The 16,750-nt window shown below is 37.0% G+C and carries 16 protein-coding genes; 6 read left to right on the top strand and 10 right to left on the bottom strand.

All coding sequences use genetic code 11. The features are described from left to right. The 3 genes from CA834_RS14220 to CA834_RS14210 all read left to right on the top strand — a co-directional run. Window positions 1-2,457 (top strand): HYR-like domain-containing protein (locus tag CA834_RS14220; RefSeq protein ID WP_133085511.1); only part of this gene is annotated, 2,457 nt, incomplete at its 5' end. A 9-nt stretch (window positions 2,458-2,466) separates the two neighbouring features. Then, window positions 2,467-3,402, top strand: a complete 936-nt coding sequence (locus CA834_RS14215) for a PorP/SprF family type IX secretion system membrane protein (protein ID WP_094969386.1) — start codon at window positions 2,467-2,469, stop codon at window positions 3,400-3,402. A 13-nt stretch (window positions 3,403-3,415) separates the two neighbouring features. Further along, window positions 3,416-5,320, top strand: coding sequence for an OmpA family protein (locus tag CA834_RS14210; protein ID WP_094969391.1), 1,905 nt, complete (start codon window positions 3,416-3,418; stop codon window positions 5,318-5,320). Window positions 5,321-5,404: 84 nt separating this feature from the next. Here the strand turns inward: CA834_RS14210 and CA834_RS14205 are convergent, their stop codons facing one another. Then, window positions 5,405-5,902 carry a CAP domain-containing protein gene (locus CA834_RS14205; RefSeq protein ID WP_094969385.1) on the bottom strand — a complete coding sequence of 166 codons (498 nt, stop codon included), beginning with the start codon at window positions 5,900-5,902 and terminating at the stop codon, window positions 5,405-5,407. Between the two features lie 195 nt (window positions 5,903-6,097). Beyond that, window positions 6,098-6,745 carry a pyridoxamine 5'-phosphate oxidase gene (gene pdxH / locus CA834_RS14200; RefSeq protein ID WP_094969384.1) on the bottom strand — a complete coding sequence of 216 codons (648 nt, stop codon included), beginning with the start codon at window positions 6,743-6,745 and terminating at the stop codon, window positions 6,098-6,100. 67 nt (window positions 6,746-6,812) lie between these two features. Between pdxH and CA834_RS14195 the strand changes: the two genes are divergently transcribed. Next, on the top strand, window positions 6,813-7,229 hold the full coding sequence (locus CA834_RS14195) for a hypothetical protein (RefSeq protein WP_094969383.1): 417 nt from the start codon (window positions 6,813-6,815) through the stop codon (window positions 7,227-7,229). A 77-nt stretch (window positions 7,230-7,306) separates the two neighbouring features. Here CA834_RS14195 and CA834_RS14190 read toward each other — a convergent pair whose 3' ends face one another. From CA834_RS14190 to pyrR, 4 genes are read right to left on the bottom strand one after another with little or no spacing between them, the layout of a single operon-like run. Next, window positions 7,307-8,212 carry a ribonuclease Z gene (locus CA834_RS14190; RefSeq protein WP_094969382.1) on the bottom strand — a complete coding sequence of 302 codons (906 nt, stop codon included), beginning with the start codon at window positions 8,210-8,212 and terminating at the stop codon, window positions 7,307-7,309. Window positions 8,213-8,215: 3 nt separating this feature from the next. Then, on the bottom strand, window positions 8,216-8,548 hold the full coding sequence (locus CA834_RS14185) for a ribonuclease Z (protein ID WP_094969381.1): 333 nt from the start codon (window positions 8,546-8,548) through the stop codon (window positions 8,216-8,218). After that, on the bottom strand, window positions 8,549-9,478 hold the full coding sequence (locus CA834_RS14180) for an aspartate carbamoyltransferase catalytic subunit (protein ID WP_094969380.1): 930 nt from the start codon (window positions 9,476-9,478) through the stop codon (window positions 8,549-8,551). A 31-nt stretch (window positions 9,479-9,509) separates the two neighbouring features. Next, window positions 9,510-10,049 carry a bifunctional pyr operon transcriptional regulator/uracil phosphoribosyltransferase PyrR gene (gene pyrR, locus CA834_RS14175; RefSeq protein WP_094969379.1) on the bottom strand — a complete coding sequence of 180 codons (540 nt, stop codon included), beginning with the start codon at window positions 10,047-10,049 and terminating at the stop codon, window positions 9,510-9,512. Window positions 10,050-10,235: 186 nt separating this feature from the next. On the opposite strand from pyrR, the gene glgP reads away from it, so the two are divergent. Continuing rightward, window positions 10,236-11,879, top strand: coding sequence for an alpha-glucan family phosphorylase (gene glgP, locus CA834_RS14170; protein ID WP_094969378.1), 1,644 nt, complete (start codon window positions 10,236-10,238; stop codon window positions 11,877-11,879). Window positions 11,880-11,910: 31 nt separating this feature from the next. Here glgP and CA834_RS14165 read toward each other — a convergent pair whose 3' ends face one another. Both CA834_RS14165 and rpsA read right to left on the bottom strand, forming a co-directional pair. Further along, window positions 11,911-12,384 (bottom strand): hypothetical protein, encoded by a 474-nt coding sequence (locus CA834_RS14165; RefSeq protein WP_133085510.1) that lies wholly within the window; start codon window positions 12,382-12,384, stop codon window positions 11,911-11,913. 67 nt (window positions 12,385-12,451) lie between these two features. Then, window positions 12,452-14,290, bottom strand: coding sequence for a 30S ribosomal protein S1 (rpsA, locus tag CA834_RS14160; RefSeq protein ID WP_094969376.1), 1,839 nt, complete (start codon window positions 14,288-14,290; stop codon window positions 12,452-12,454). 278 nt (window positions 14,291-14,568) lie between these two features. Between rpsA and CA834_RS14155 the strand changes: the two genes are divergently transcribed. After that, complete coding sequence (locus CA834_RS14155; RefSeq protein ID WP_206186883.1) at window positions 14,569-14,946, top strand: LysM peptidoglycan-binding domain-containing protein; 378 nt, start codon at window positions 14,569-14,571, stop codon at window positions 14,944-14,946. Window positions 14,947-15,018: 72 nt separating this feature from the next. Here CA834_RS14155 and cmk read toward each other — a convergent pair whose 3' ends face one another. Together cmk and porQ are read right to left on the bottom strand one after the other, a co-directional pair. Beyond that, a complete protein-coding gene (cmk, locus tag CA834_RS14150; RefSeq protein ID WP_094969374.1) occupies window positions 15,019-15,705 on the bottom strand; it encodes a (d)CMP kinase in 687 nt (228 codons plus the stop codon). Next, window positions 15,705-16,724, bottom strand: a complete 1,020-nt coding sequence (gene porQ / locus CA834_RS14145; RefSeq protein WP_094969373.1) for a type IX secretion system protein PorQ — start codon at window positions 16,722-16,724, stop codon at window positions 15,705-15,707. Before porQ ends, cmk begins: the two co-directional genes overlap by 1 nt. Window positions 16,725-16,750: the final 26 nt, after the last annotated feature.

Raw genomic sequence — 16,750 nt, 5'->3', positions numbered from 1 at the left:
GCCGACAACTGCTCTACGGGCCTAGAGGCGACCTTCGCCGATACCGTGGCCGATGGAGCCTGTGCCAACGAATCCGTCATCACAAGGACCTGGACGCTCACAGATGGGTGCGACAATACGACCACCCTGGTACAGACCATAACCGTTGAGGACAATACAGCGCCTATTATTGCTTGTCCAACTGATATTACTGTTTCTGCTGATTTAGGTCAACCTAGTGCAGTTGTATCCATTAGCTTGCCTACCCTTTCTGATAATTGTAATGGTGATCTAACATATACTAACGATTATACCAATACTGAAGATGCCAGTGGCACTTACAATATAGGCACTACCACAGTGACATATACCGCGACTGATGCATGTGGTAATACATCTGAATGTACTTTTACCGTTACCGTAATTGAAAATGAAGCACCTGAGATTAATTGTCCTCCAACAATTACAGTTAGCTGTATTGACACAGTCTCTGCACCTTATGCCAATTACAATGAATTTGTAAACAGTGGTGGTTCTGCTTCTGATAATAGCGGAATTGATGAATCTAGTTTTGAATTGGTGAGTGAATCAAGTGATGGCAACAGTTGCCCTGAAACAATTTCAAGAACTTATAGAATTTCCGATAACCAGGGTAACTTTTCTGAATGTACCCAGCTAATTGTCGTTAATGATGAGATAGACCCGGTATTAGTCGTTCCTGCAGATGACATTGTGGAGTGCAGTGCTATTCCTGAATTGGGTACACCTATAGCAACTGATAACTGTGATTCTGATGTAGACATAATTTACGATGGTGAAATTAGAACGGACGGCCCTTGTAACAATACTTATACTTTAACAAGAACATGGACCGCTACAGATGATTGCGGTAACACCCACAGTGTATCCCAGACCATAACCGTCGAGGACAATACGGCGCCCACCTTTACCGTGCCTGCGGACATTACCGTGGAATGCGACGTGGACGTCAACGACCTCAGCATAACCGGTGACGTGACCGACGAGGCCGACAACTGCTCTACGGGCCTAGAGGCGACCTTCGCCGATACCGTGGCTGCTGGTGCCTGTGCCAACGAGTCCGTCATCACAAGGACATGGACGCTCACAGATGGGTGCGACAATACCACTACGCTGGTACAGACCATAACCGTTGAGGACAATACCGCGCCCACATTTACCGTTCCTGCGGACATTACCGTGGAATGCGACGTGGACGTCAACGACCTCAGCATAACCGGTGACGTGACCGACGAGGCCGACAACTGCTCTACGGGCCTAGAGGCGACCTTCGCCGATACCGTGGCTGCTGGTGCCTGTGCAAACGAATCCGTCATCACAAGGACATGGACGCTCACAGATGGGTGCGACAATACCACTACGCTGGTACAGACCATCACCGTTGAGGACAATACAGCGCCTGTTTTTAATGAAGATCTCCCTGCGGATGTTACGGTTGAATGCAACAATGTTCCAGAAGCTGCAGTCATAACCGCAAGCGACAACTGTGATGCCACGGTAGAAGTTGTATTTGCAGAAGAAATTACTGAAGGTAGCTGTGTTGGAGACTACTTGATTACACGTACTTGGACCACTATAGATTCTTGTAATAATCAATCATCTCACAGTCAAATAATCACTGTTCAAGATTTAACCTCTCCCACATTGGTTACACCATTTGATGAGAATATCACCATTGCCTGTGATGATATTCCAGAGATTCCAAATTTAGTTTTTGAAGATTCATGCTCAAATAATATAAGTGTTGAATTTAATGAAGTGTCAACACAAATTAGTGATTTAGAAGATTATGAAATTACAAGAACCTGGACTGTAATTGATGATTGTGGCAATGTATCTGTATTTACACAAAATATTACAGTAGAACTAAGCAATGTCATTAACGCCTTTGATAGTAACAGGTGTATTCTAGATGAAGAATTTGATTTATTTGACTTATTAACTGGTGACTTTGACATGAATGGTACTTGGACTGTTGTAAATGGCGTTGCTACTCTTAATAACGGTAGTTTCTTTGACCCTTCTACCGTAGATATAGGTGTATATACTTTTATGTATGCCATAACTGATGGACCATGTCCAAACGAAGTTCAAGTAAATGTTACAATTGATGATGATTGTGTGGTATTAGCATGTGGCTTGGAAGATGTTGTCGTCTCTAAAACCGTAACGGCTAACGGTGATGATATCAATGATTTCTTTACGGTAAGTGGTATTGAAGACTGCGGATTTGTAATAGAATTACAGATATTTAACCGCTGGGGAGCCAAGATTTACCAGTCGAATAATTACCAAAATGATTGGAACGGTTTCACCAACAGGTCTTCTGTAGGAAGTTCTGGTGAAGTACCAACTGGCACTTATTATTACGTCATTAACTTAAGAAATAGTGGATTAGAACCTATTGTGGGTCCAATCTATGTTGCAACAAACAAATAAACTTAACCGATGAAGATTTCGAAAATATTAAGTATTGCTATCCTTACTTTGAGTTTATCAACTGCATTCTCTCAACAGTTGCCTCAATTTACGCAATATATGTTTAACACCATTTCTATCAATCCCGCCTATGCAGGAAGTAGAGAAACGTTCAGTGCTGTTGGACTTCACAGAAGTCAATGGGTAGGTTTAGAGGGTGGACCTGAAACCCAAACATTGTCTGTACATACTCCCTTGAGGAACGAACAAATAGGCTTAGGTCTTTCATTTATTAATGATAAACTAGGTTATGAAAATTTTTCATATATCTATGGGGATTTTTCATACACCATACGAACTGGGATTAATTCGGAGTTGGCATTTGGAATTAAGGCAGGTTTTACGCACTACAACTTGGACCAGGACCTTTTAAATGACCCTTCAGTTGTGAACGACCCATTTTTTAATGACGTTTCAAACCGATGGAGTCCTAACGTAGGTGCAGGATTATATTGGCATTCCCAAAGATGGTATGTTGGTCTATCTACTCCCCGAATTTTAAATACAGATTATAATAATGGTGGTAGCGGTAACATCGACTACGTAGCCTTGGAGCGTGTTAGTTATTATATCACTGGTGGTTACGTATTTGACTTAAGTGCCACTACTAAATTAAAGCCTTCAGTATTGTTAAAGGCTACTAATGGAGCTCCATTATCCTTAGATATTTCAGCAAATTTCCTATTTAACGAGACCTTTTGGATAGGTGGCGGATATAGGTTTAATGAATCCGCAGCGGCAATTGGGGGTATCGCGGATTTTCAGGTATCAAAACAGTTAAGAATTGGTTATGCTTATGAATATCCAATCTCAGATATAAGACCATATACAAGTGGCACACATGAAGTATTATTAATGTTTGAAGTCTTTAAAAGTCGACGTATTAAATCACCAAGATACTTCTAAAATGAAACGCACTATGAATACAAGATTATTAGCCCTTATACTAGCCCTAAGTTGTACGTTATCTTATGCACAAACTAAGTTGGCTGACAAGTTTTTTGAGAATTATGGCTATGTTAAAGCTATTGAGCTATATGAAAAAGCTGTTGAAAAAGGTGACAGAAGTGCTCATGTTTTAACACGCTTAGGTGATTCTTATTACAATAATTCAAAATCAGATAAAGCTGCTTACTGGTATGGGGAAGCACTAAAGGAACACAATAAAATTGAAGCGGAATACTTATATAAATATATTCAATCCCTCAGAAGTATTGGAAAGTTTGACGAAGCCGACAAATGGTTCAAAGAACTGCGCGCTGCGCATCAAGGCGATAGCAGGCTTAAGGGGTACAATCCGGATGAGGTTGACCTGTATGACAAGTTAACTTCAAAAAGTGATGTTGTTGTAACTATTGAGAATCTACCCATAAATTCAGAATATTCTGATTTTGGTTCATTTGTTGTAGGCAATACACTGTATTTTTCATCTTCTCAAGGTGATGATGAAAAAGTATATAACTGGAACAAGGAGCCCTTCCTAGATCTGTATCAGGTGGACATCACTAAAAATGTTGATTCAATTAATTACGGAACTATTACTGAAATAACATCAGAAAATATCAATACGCAATTCCATGAAGCTTCCGTAGCTATTACCAATGATGGAAAAACTTTGTATTTCACTAGGGACAACGTGAACAAGCGTAATAGACTTCAATATGATAAAAAAGGGACCACACATTTAAAAATATATAAGGCTACGCTTGAAGATGGTATTTGGACCAACGTGATAGAATTACCATTTAATGATGATGTATTCTCTACTGGTCATCCAGCCTTAAGTGTAGATAATAAGACCCTCTTTTTTGTTTCTGACCGTCAAGGCGGTATAGGACAAACTGATATGTATTCGGTCACTATTAATGATGACGGGACGTATGGTGAACCTCAAAATTTAGGTGAACGGGTTAATACCGAAGGTCGGGAAATGTTCCCCTTTGTAGCAGAAGACAGTACTCTTTATTTTTCATCCGATGGTCATTTAAACTTAGGCCTTTTGGATATCTTCCGATCCGATATTCTTAAAGGGGACGATTCTGAACCTGAAAATTTAGGTGCTCCTTATAATAGCGGATATGATGATTTTGCTTTCTTTATGAATTCTGATTCTGAAAGTGGATACTTCTCGTCAAATAGGCCAAATGGTAAGGGTAGTGATGATATATACGGTTTCAACGCCGCAGAATGTCAGCAAGAAATTGCTGGTGTAATTAAAGATAGTAATAGCGGGGTTTTATTAACGGGTATAACTGTTAAGCTTATAGATGACACGGGCAAGGTAGTTGAGGAAATAAATACAGAAGATAAGAGCAACTACTCTTTTACCGTAGACTGCAACAAGACTTACATCGTTGTGGCAAGCAAACCAGATTATAAAGACAATCAGGTCATGGTAGCTACAACCAACGAAAACAACAAGGTAAATACAGTTGATATAAATCTGGTACCGCTGATTATGGATAATCAAATAGTTATTAATCCAATCTTCTTTGATTTTGATAAATGGAATATAAGAACAGACGCCCAATATGAGTTAGAAAATATTGTTGATGTCTTAAGGAAACATCCAAGTATGATTATTAAAATAGAATCCCATACCGATAGTCGTGGCAGTGACCGCTACAACTTGAAACTTTCTAACCGACGTGCCGAGTCAACTCGTGATTACATTATTTCGAGAGGAATAGATGCCAATCGAATAGAAAGTGCAATAGGGTATGGTGAAACCCAACTATTAAATAAATGTGCTAACGGGGTTAAATGCTCAGAAGAAGAACATCAATTGAATAGACGATCTTACTTCTACATTGTTAAAGATTAATTTACCCTGAAATTAGTTAAACAAAAAAAGCAAGTTCCAATGGAACTTGCTTTTTTTATTTTTTAAAATCATTTTTTTAATGGTCTAACGTTTTATAAAGATATTGGTGAAATACCATTCTCCATTTTCATTTTGTTCAGCAGAAATATCAAAGTCCGTAAAGTCTCCTTCTATATTCTCTTTATGACTGGGACTATTAATCCAAGCATTTACCACTGATGAAGCCGAACTGAATCCATAAGCCACGTTCTCAGTTACAATATTGGCACCTGCATTTAATTCAAGACTTTGCTTTCTTTGAAAAAAGTTATCATGGGAAACGTGGTCAACCTCTACCATATAATCGGTATGTGTGAAGGCTACTGCTTTGACCGTATGGTGCTCATTTAATGTATTTAGCCCCTGACTAATCCTATAGGCATTTATCAACTCCATAATTTCAATTTCTATAAGTTTCGCTTCCGGAGCATCTGGAATTTCAATTGCACTTATCTCATCCCGTACAGAAGTATCTGTGGAGCATGACGACAATATTAAAAGCGCAACAATAGCCAAAAATGGCAATAGTTTAGCAGGTTTCATAAGTAGGTAATTTGATTTGGTCCTACGAATTTAACCGCAACGGTATACTAAATAGTTAAGAAAATGTTAAATTCGATGAAATACGTGTATTTCGTCGATTTATTATGTAGAACACCGATTATATCGCAGAAGAATGATGATTTTTTACCTTTCGTCACAATAAAGCGCTTTTCATCGAAGAAATTTCTTTGGGACTTATGGGGCTAACCTATCAATATTCCAATTAAACTCATCATCAAGTTTAAATCTGATTCTGTCGTGCAACCTATTGGGCCTACCTTGCCAGAACTCCATTTCTACAGGTTTTACTATAAACCCTCCCCAATTATTTGGACGGTCAATCTCGCGCCCTTCGTACTTAGCCTCCAGTTCCCGTAATTGTGTTTCAAGCACCTCACGATTTGGAATAACCTCGCTTTGGTTAGAAACTATGGCTCCCAATTGACTTCCCCTTGGGCGAGATTCAAAATAGCCATCACTTAAATTTTCTGCAATTTTCTCAGCTTTCCCCTTTATTATAATTTGGCGTTCGGCAGCGGGCCAAAAAAAAGATAAGCATACGTTGGGATTTCTCGATATGGCTTTACCTTTTTCACTCTGGTAATTGGTGTAGAATACGAATCCTTCAAATGTATATTTTTTTAATAGCACCACCCTACTTTTAGGATAACCGTCAACGCCTATGGTTGAAATAGTCATCGCGTTGGTCTCTCCTACGTTGTAATGCGTATCCACCTCAATAAACCAATCTCTAAATAATTCCAATGGATTTTCTGGGACATTCTCTTTTAATAATTCTCCCTTTTCGTATGCTTTACGGTAATCACTTAAATCTTTTTCCATAGTTATACTAAGATACTTCAATTTTTTATTTCCTTAAAAAAAAGACTACTTTTAGATAAAAACTTGCATGCATTTCGAAGAATCCCCCGTCTCAAAATCATTACATTATAAAAAGATAGTTTTAGAATTTGGCACATACTATCTCTTAGATCGTTTTTTTATCATGGAGATTAATGAGGGTACACACTTTAATTGGGACAAACTTAACTTTCTTTTGAACTCATTAAGAGATCACTATGGCCACCATATGCACTTGGCTTATATCGCCAACCGTGTACACTCTTACTCAATTGACCCGGTACTTTGGTCTTACTTTGACAAGGACGACAGTATTTTAGTTGCTGCGTCGATAGTGAGTTACAGGGATTCAACACGGATGAGTGCCAATATCGAAAAACAAATAGCGTCTATTCCACTAAAAAGAGCTAAAAGCCTGGAAGAGGCTATAGAGTGGGTACGACAGCTGAAAGAACTTAAATCATGATAAATGCATGACTTCATTTATTCTCAGTATATCTTCGACGTATTACACTCTAAATCCAAGAAGGTCAATACAATAGTTTAAAATTCAAAAGTCTTGCCCTCTTCAGCTAGAAGAACATGATGAAAAACTGTCTCTGCTTCTTTTTTAAATCCTTCGTAACCCATATAGCGCGTTGAAAAATGACCTAAAATCAATGTGTGTACTTCCGCTTTTTTTGCAATCAAGGCAGCTTGTTTTGCTGTACTGTGTTTAGTGGGAACACATAAGCTTTCATTTTTTTCTAAAAACGTTGACTCATGATATAATACGGTAGCATTTTTTATAATAGGCACTATTGCCTCGTTATACAAGGTGTCACTGCAAAATGCATAGCTTTTTGGCGGTACTGGATCTTGGGTTACCAATTCATTTTTAATGAGTATACCATCTTCATTTATTACGTCAGCACCTTGTTTAAGTTTTCTAAAGTAGGCTACATTGATATTTGCATCTAAAACCGCGTTGATGTTGAGCTTTCGCTCATTTTCTTTTTCCTTAAATAAAAAGCCATTCGTATAGATGCGATGTTTTAAAGGAATGGTATATACTTTAACACTATCGTCTTCAAAAATCAATTCTGATTCATCTGAGGATAACTCATGGAAAACCAAAGGGTAATTTGTCCAAGAATTAGAAAGTTTTAATTGAAGCGTAATCACTTCCTTCAATCCTTTGGGTGCATATATATGAAGTTCCGTTTCCCTTCTTAATAAATGAAAGGTACTTATTAACCCTACCAGCCCAAAATAATGGTCGCCATGTAGGTGAGAAATAAAAATATGCTTGATTCTTGAAAACTTTATTTTATTGCGCCGAAGTTCTACTTGAGACCCTTCACCACAATCAATCAAAAACATGTGGTTTTTAATTTCTAGAACTTGGGAGGTGGGCTTTGTATTGGTTCTTGGTGTAGCACTATGGCATCCTAAGATGGTTAATTTCATATATTAAAACCCTAAATCGCGTTCAATATCTTCCATTTCTATGACGTCATAGGCCTCATGCAAGGTAGGCACCACAACAATTTCATCAGGCATTTCATCTAAATCTGCCTTATCAGAAACCACAACAAAGGATTTTTTATCAGCTCGGTGCTTATTGCTTAGTCTTAGGAATTCCACAATATCCGGTAAACCAATTTTATCAATACTTGAAAGGTTCACAATGATATGGTTATTTTTGATTTTCTTATAACTCTGCTCAATATTATTGACCAACGTTTTAACCGATGCTTTTTCTTGGGTAATTATCGTAATATTTCCGTCTCTATCTACAATCATTTATTGTTTAATTTTTGAAGCCAAAAGATAAATTACGGCCATGCGTATGGCCACTCCATTTTCCACTTGTTCTAAAATAATTGCTTGTTTGGAATCAGCTACATCACTAGTTATCTCAACACCCCGATTAATAGGCCCTGGGTGCATAATAACTATATCTTTTTTAAGGCTATCCAACAACTCTTTATTAACTCCAAACTGCTGGGTATACTCCCGAGTTGACGGGAAATAATTAATGTCCATGCGTTCATTCTGTACACGCAACATATTGGCGACATCACACCATTCTAATGCCTTTCTCAAATTAGTTTCTACTTTAACCCCTAATTGACCAATATATTTTGGAAGTAAGGTTTTAGGTCCACAAACCATTACATTGGCTCCTTGCAGTTGAAGGGCATAAATATTTGATAATGCTACTCTACTATGTAATATATCACCAACTATAACAATATTCTTACCTTTTACTGTACCCAGTTTTTCCTTAATTGAATACGAATCCAGCAAAGCTTGTGTTGGATGCTCATGGGCACCATCCCCTGCGTTAATAATACTTGCATTAATGTGTTTAGACAAAAATACGCCTGCACCAGGATTGGGATGCCTCATAACAACCATATCTACTTTCATAGACAGGATATTGTTTACAGTATCAATTAGGGTTTCCCCTTTTTTTACAGAAGATTGCGAAGCAGAGAAATTAATGACATCCGCAGAGAGTCTTTTTTCCGCCAGCTCAAACGACAATTTGGTTCTGGTAGAATTTTCAAAAAATAAATTAGCAATGGTAATGTCCCTTAGCGATGGTACTTTTTTAATTGGTCTATTAATGACCTCTTTAAACTGATCTGCAGTTTCAAAAATCAGTTCAATATCTTTTGTGTTGAGGTATTTTATTCCCAATAAGTGATTTACACTTAATTCACTCATACCTTAGCTCTTATTTTTAATCTTGTTCTCACTAATTATCAATTAAGTAAATGACATCTTCTCCTTCATTTTCCTGCCAATTTACTTTTACTTTTTGTTTATCTATGGCATCTACTTGTCGTCCTTTATAGGTTGGTTGTATTGGCAAATGCCTACTAAAACGCCTATCAATAAGAGTTAAGAGTTCAATATTCTTTGGCCTACCGAAAGACTGTATAGCCGTAAGTGCCGATCTAATACTACGCCCAGTGTAGAGAACATCATCTATGAATACGACATTCTTATCTTCTACGATAAAATCAATTATGGTGGTATTGGCCTCTAACGGTTTATCTCCTCTTCTAAAGTCATCTCTAAAAAAGGTTATATCTAAATATCCTAGTTGAATATTTTTGATTTTATATTCCGCAACCAAAATATGAGCCAACCTGTCAGCTAAAAATTTGCCTCGTGGTTGTAAGCCTATTAATACTGTTTCAGAAAAATCGTCATGAGTTTCAATAAGTTGGCAAGCCAATCTGTGTAAAATGATATTGACTTCTTTAGAGTTGAGTAAAACTTTTTGACTCATTTAAGTGACCAATCGATGTTCAGTATGCAAAGTTAATGTAAAATTTTAGGAATTTATCAGTTTATCAACCTTAATGTTAACACTGTCATATTAATATGAATGAGTTAGTTTTCTAATAATAATCACAAAATTTATACTCGGTAAATGATTAATTTTAGACTTTTATAAACTCAAAAGTAGTCTAACATGGACAGTAAATATAAAACTTGGTTTCACACATATAAACCCGAAAAAAAATACGAAAAGCGGGTAGCCTATTTCAGTATGGAATTTGGTATTCATCAGGCACTGAAAATCTATTCGGGAGGACTAGGGTTTTTAGCTGGTTCGCATATGCGTTCAGCTTACGAATTAAAACAAAATCTTATTGGAGTAGGCATGCTATGGAAATATGGCTATTACGACCAAGCCCGTAATAGAGACAAATCCCTAAGAGCAGATTTTGTAGAAAAGACCTATAACTTTTTAGAGGATACTGGCATTGAAGTCACTGTAAGGCTTCACGATAACCCTAATGTAAAAGTTAAAGCTTACGTCTTAAAACCTGAAATATTTGGTTCAGTACCAATTTATCTTTTAAGTACGGATGTAGAAGGCAATGATTTTCTTTCAAGAACTATTACAGATCACCTTTATGATGGAAATCAAACCACGCGTATTTCTCAAAGTATCGTTTTGGGAATTGGAGGAGCCAAAGTTGTTGAGGCTCTTGGTGGTGCCGACACCTATCATCTTAATGAAGGGCATGCCTTGCCAGCCTTTTATCATTTGCGCGATAAGGGAGTAAAAAAAAATCAAATGGTTTTCACAACCCATACTCCTGAAAAAGCAGGAAACGAGGAGCATGACGCTAATTTTTTAAACCAATGTGGATTCTTTGGAAGAACCTTAACTATGGAAGAACTGTCTAATGAAATGGTAAATGGTGGCAACCTTAATTACACCGTTTCAGGGTTAAGAATGGCTAAAAAGGCCAATGCGGTTTCAAAACTTCATGCTAAAGTTTCAAAAGACATGTGGCGTGGCTATGACAACACATGTAAAATTATACCTATCACCAATGCACAAAATCCAACCTTTTGGCAAGACGAAAAACTAAAAAGTGCTTGGGTCAAAAAAAATGATGACGCTTTTCAAAAACGAAAGCTAGATTTAAAGACAGAGTTATTTGAGGAAGTATTAAATCAAACAGGTAAATTATTCAATCCAAAAGTCTTAACCATTGTATGGGCAAGGCGCTTTGCTGAATACAAACGTGCAGACCTTTTGCTATATGATTTAGAACGTTTGAATCAACTGATTTCTAACGAGAAATATCCTGTTCAAATTATTTGGGCGGGCAAACCATACCCTACGGATTATTCTGGTATTGACGTATTTAACAAACTTGTTCATTTTACAAATTACCAAGCTAATCTTGCCGTACTAACAGGTTATGAAATAGACCTATCTAAAAAACTAAAACAAGGATCTGATGTTTGGTTGAACACACCACGCATAACTCGTGAAGCTTCCGGCACAAGTGGGATGACAGCCGCTATGAACGGCTCTATAAATGTTTCGGTTAATGATGGTTGGATTCCTGAATTTAAAAAGGATGGAAAAAACAGTTTCATTTTACCAGAGTTAGACCATCACATGCCTGTTTCAGAACAGGATAGATTGGATGCCACGAACTTATATGATATTCTAGAAAACAAAGTGATACCAACCTATTATAATCATCCAAAAAAATGGCAAAAGATTGTTTTTAATGGTATTGATGATGTTTTATCTGATTTTTCAAGCCATCGTATGGCTGACCAGTATTATAAAGAATTGTTCAATTAAAAAAAGAACTATTTTGAAGGATACCTAGCTCTTAAAACATGAGCGGCCTTGACTTATCCCTAAAAATCAATATCGCTATGAGCGTACCAACGATAAACCCCATTAACAGATAAACTTCAAATTTTAGATAGCTTCTATCTAAGGTTGCAGGTAGGTTGTAAAGTGTATTGTACTCCGACAGTATTTGAAATTCTGAATTTAAACCAAAAATTCTCAGTCTCCAGAATACAAGTCCTGATAAAATTATAATTAGGGCACTTACAACCCTATGAAAGCGCGTCTTAAGGTCTGCGGTTTTTTGAATTAAGAGAAAACATAATGGCAATAGTCCTGATATTACCGCCATTACTGTCGGCTTATATAAGTCGTTATTATTCGCTATATCTTTTAAGATGACCTTATCCATACTTAGCATGCTACAGGATTGGCTAAAAAAGGATTCTGAGGTATAATACCCAATAATTGAAAGAGCACATATAACCAAAATATAAGCTGATTTCTTCATGTTTTAAAGGTATAAAAAAGCCTCTCATTTCTGAAAGGCTTTAATTTATATGGGCAAAATGATAGTTTTACTTCTTCTTCCCATCCATTTTGTCTTTAAGCGCTTGTAAAGCATCGTTAGCATCTCCTAAAGTAGGCTTGGCTTCAGCAGCTTGTGCCTCAGCTTTTTTAGCTGCTTTCTTCACGATTTTTGCTTCTTCTTCCCTAAACACAGCAGTATGGGAAGCCACAACACGTTTAAATTCCTTGTTAAATTCAATGATTTTGAATTCCGCTTCCTCACCTTTTTTAAGCTTAGAACCGTCCTCTTTCTCTAAATGACGAGAAGGAACAAAAGCAACAATATCTTCATTAAAGGCAACTGTTGCACCCTTATCTACAATTTCAGAAATTTTTGCTTTATGAGTGGTATTTAACGCGAATTCCGTTTCATACTTATCCCAAGGGTTTTCAGTCGTTTGTTTATGTCCAAGAGACAATTTACGTCCTTCAACGTCCAATTCTAGAACAACAACATCTAAGGTATCCCCTACATTACAAAATTCTGATGGATGCTTGATTTTTTTAGTCCAAGATAAATCTGAAATGTAAATCAAACCGTCAATACCTTCCTCTAATTCTACAAATACACCAAAGTTGGTGAAGTTACGGACTATTCCTGAGTGTTTAGAGCCTACAGGATACTTAGTTGTAATATCTGTCCAAGGGTCTGGTGTTAATTGCTTAATACCAAGTGACATTTTACGTTCTTCTCTATCTAAGGTTAGAATTACAGCTTCTATTTCATCACCCACCTCTACAAAATCTTGTGCAGAGCGTAAGTGTGTTGACCAAGACATTTCACTAACGTGAACTAATCCCTCAACACCATCAACTACTTCTACAAAAGCACCGTAATCCGCTATGACTACAACTTTACCTTTTACTTTATCGCCAACCTTAACATCTTCACCGAGGGCTTCCCACGGATGCTTGCTCAATTGCTTAAGACCTAATTGGATTCTTGATTTGTTTTCATCAAAATCAAGAATAACAACATTCAGTTTCTGATCTAAATCCACAATCTCGTTTGGATGGTTGATGCGAGACCATGACAAATCCGTAATATGAATTAAACCATCAACGCCACCAAGATCTATAAAGACACCGTAAGAAGTAATGTTCTTAACAACACCCTCCAATACTTGGCCTTTTTCTAATTGACCGATGATTTCTTTTTTCTGCTCTTCAATATCCGCTTCAATGAGCGCTTTGTGGGAAACTACTATATTTTTGAACTCATGGTTTATTTTAACAACCTTGAATTCCATAGTCTTATTGACATACTGATCGTAATCCCTAATAGGTTTTACATCAATTTGAGAACCAGGCAAGAATGCTTCTATTCCAAAAACATCCACAATCATACCACCTTTAGTTCTGCATTTTACGAAACCGTTTACGATTTCTCCATTGTCATGTGCATTGTTTACACGTTCCCAAGCCTTGATGACACGTGCCTTTCTGTGAGATAATACCAATTGCCCTGTAGCATCTTCACGCACATCAATTAATACCTCTACTTTATCACCAACCTTTAGGTCTGGGTTGTAACGAAACTCGTTTAAGGAAATCACACCCTCAGACTTAGCATTGATATCAATTATAGCATCCCTGTCCGTAATGTGAATAACTTCTCCCTCAACGACTTCGTCATCTAAGGTATCTACGAAATTCTCGGATACTAGTTTTTCAAATTCTTCAAGTTTTTTGTCCGCTACTTGCTCAATTCCTTCCTCGTAATTGTGCCAATTGAACTCCTTTAAGAATTTTTCTGGATTTGCTTGAGCCTCTGATACTACTGGAGCCTCGACAGTTTTTGCTTCAGTTGCTTCAACTTCAGCTTGTTTTGTTTCTTTTTCAGACATGTGCTGAATAAAAATTTGTATTCTGTACACTTTGAAAGTTTAGCGGAAGGCACAGAAGCCATTAGTTGTTTTGTTTTTTCCTTTTCTTCTCTCTTATGTCCGCCAAAAAGGTCTGCAAAATTAGTATTTATTATCCTGAATACCAAACTAAAAGTTAGATGACCGTTAAATTATAGTTGTGTCCTAATTATCAAACTATTAAAAGCACCTAATTCAACAAAAATTATATTTTTAATTAATATCTTTACATGACTATTAATTATTAAATCTTATTTATCATGGTTAAGGCAAAATACCAAAGCGTTTTAGACTTAGGTGAAAAATTAAATATTCAAAATGGCGATGTCAGCGAGGATAATGGTGTACTTAAAGTAAAGGGCACAGCGGCCACGCAATACGAGAAAAATTTATTATGGGATAAAATTAAAGAGATTGGTGGTGAAAATCCCGCAGATATAAAGGCTGATATTAAAGTGGCAGATACGTCGGTTTATGCGCGGCATACGGTAAAATCTGGAGAAACCTTAGGGAAAATTGCCAAGCATTATTACGGTGACCCCATGAAATATCAGAAAATTTTTGCGGCTAATACCGATATTCTTAAAAATCCAGATTTAATACATCCAAATCAAGAGCTAATTATTCCAAACCTTTAATTCTAGGAGTTTAAACTCTTAAAATTATAAAAAAGCAACTGCATCCATCAATCTTAGTGCAAGTTGCTTTTTTTATGTTATCTTTTTATTTGCAAGCGTTATAATCGTTTGAACTTGCTCCTCGATAGTTAAATCAGAATTGTCTATTTCTATAGCATCTTTAGCTTTAATTAATGGTGAATCCTCCCTAGTTGAATCAATGTGGTCTCGAGTGGTGACATTCCCTAGAACCGCATCAAAATCCAAATTATGCCCACGCGCTGTAAGTTCCTTGTAGCGTCTTTGGGCTCTTGTCTTAACAGAGGCCGTCATAAATATTTTTAGTTCGGCTTGCGGAAACACAACGGTACCTATATCCCTTCCATCCATTACGATTCCCTTATCCTTTCCCATTTGTTGCTGCTGCTCAACAAGCTTTTTTCTAACTTCGGATAAGGTTGCCACAGGACTCACATAATTTGACACTTCCATTGTTCTAATATTAGACTCAATATTTTTACCATTCAAATACACTTCAGCAATTCCTGAAACTTCATTCATTTTAAATGAAATTGTAATATTGTCTAAGGCACTGATTAACCCCTCGGAATTTAATTCGCCATTCTTTATAAAACCCTGTTTTATGGCGTAATAGGTTACAGCTCTGTACATTGCCCCGGTATCTACATAAATGTAGTTCAATTTCTTGGCCACTTTTCTAGCAATTGTACTTTTCCCCGTTGAAGAAAATCCGTCTATCGCAATAATAATTTTTTTCACTATTGTAAATCTATTTGAAGACCAAAAAAACTGGTGTTTGACGCGCTGGTATATCTCGCGTGCGTGTAACTAAATCGCATTTTATTAAGTTTTATTCCTACGCCTACCGAAAGTCCTGAAAAATTTCGTTGATCTACTATTCTCAATTCCTCGGCACGTCTAAAATTATAGCCCAACCTAAGATTAAATCCGCGATCTGGAAATAATTCAGCCCCAAGAATGAGATGCCTTAAAGCGTTATTAAAAAAACCAACCTTTTCCTGTGTTTGATTACCATCTAAGTCTGTAGTTGCACGAGCTGGATTAGAAACACCTATAGGCCATTTTTGCAAATTCTCTAAGGTTAAATGCCATCTCAAAGGTACATTTTCCAGAGTTTGTGACATTCCAAAATTCACTTCAAATGGGAGCGGTTCTGTTTGACCGGCATAGGTTGTAAATTGTGTTCCTAGATTCCTAATGGTCAAAGCTGCATGAAAATCTAACTTTTCGTTGATGTACATAACGCCAATATCAACAGCGCCTCCCAAAGAATTGTATTGTTCCAATAAAGATGTTATAAGCTTTAGATTGGCGCCTACATAAAAATCCGTAAAAGGTATATTATAATTATACCCCATTGAAAGGGCTGTTTCATTTCCTGTAAATGTACCTGTAGCTATACCGTTAACGTCATAACCATCAAAGGTGCCATAATTTATATAGGTTACCCCAATATGAAAGGTCTGAACATGCCTATCCCAAGTGTAGGCATAAGCTGCTGTCCCGTAACTGATACCGCCAAGATAGCTCGAATAATTTACGGCAAGCTGGTTGCTCATCTGCCAATTAATAGATGCTGGATTGTACAAAGCATCCGTTACATCATGGTCAAAATTGGTAATCACCTTTCCTCCTAAGGCGGCCTGTCTTGGTGAGGATACTAAATTCAAAAATTGGTACGTAGATTCACCACCTAACTGTGCAAAATGAGGTATGGTCAACAGTAAGCAGCAAAAGGTGGCAATCCTTTGAATCATAGGTTTTGCAAAATAACTAAATCTAT

The organism is Winogradskyella aurantia, assembly GCF_002266855.1.
Lineage (GTDB): Bacteria > Bacteroidota > Bacteroidia > Flavobacteriales > Flavobacteriaceae > Winogradskyella > Winogradskyella aurantia.
This window is presented reverse-complemented; position numbering and strand designations above follow the sequence as displayed.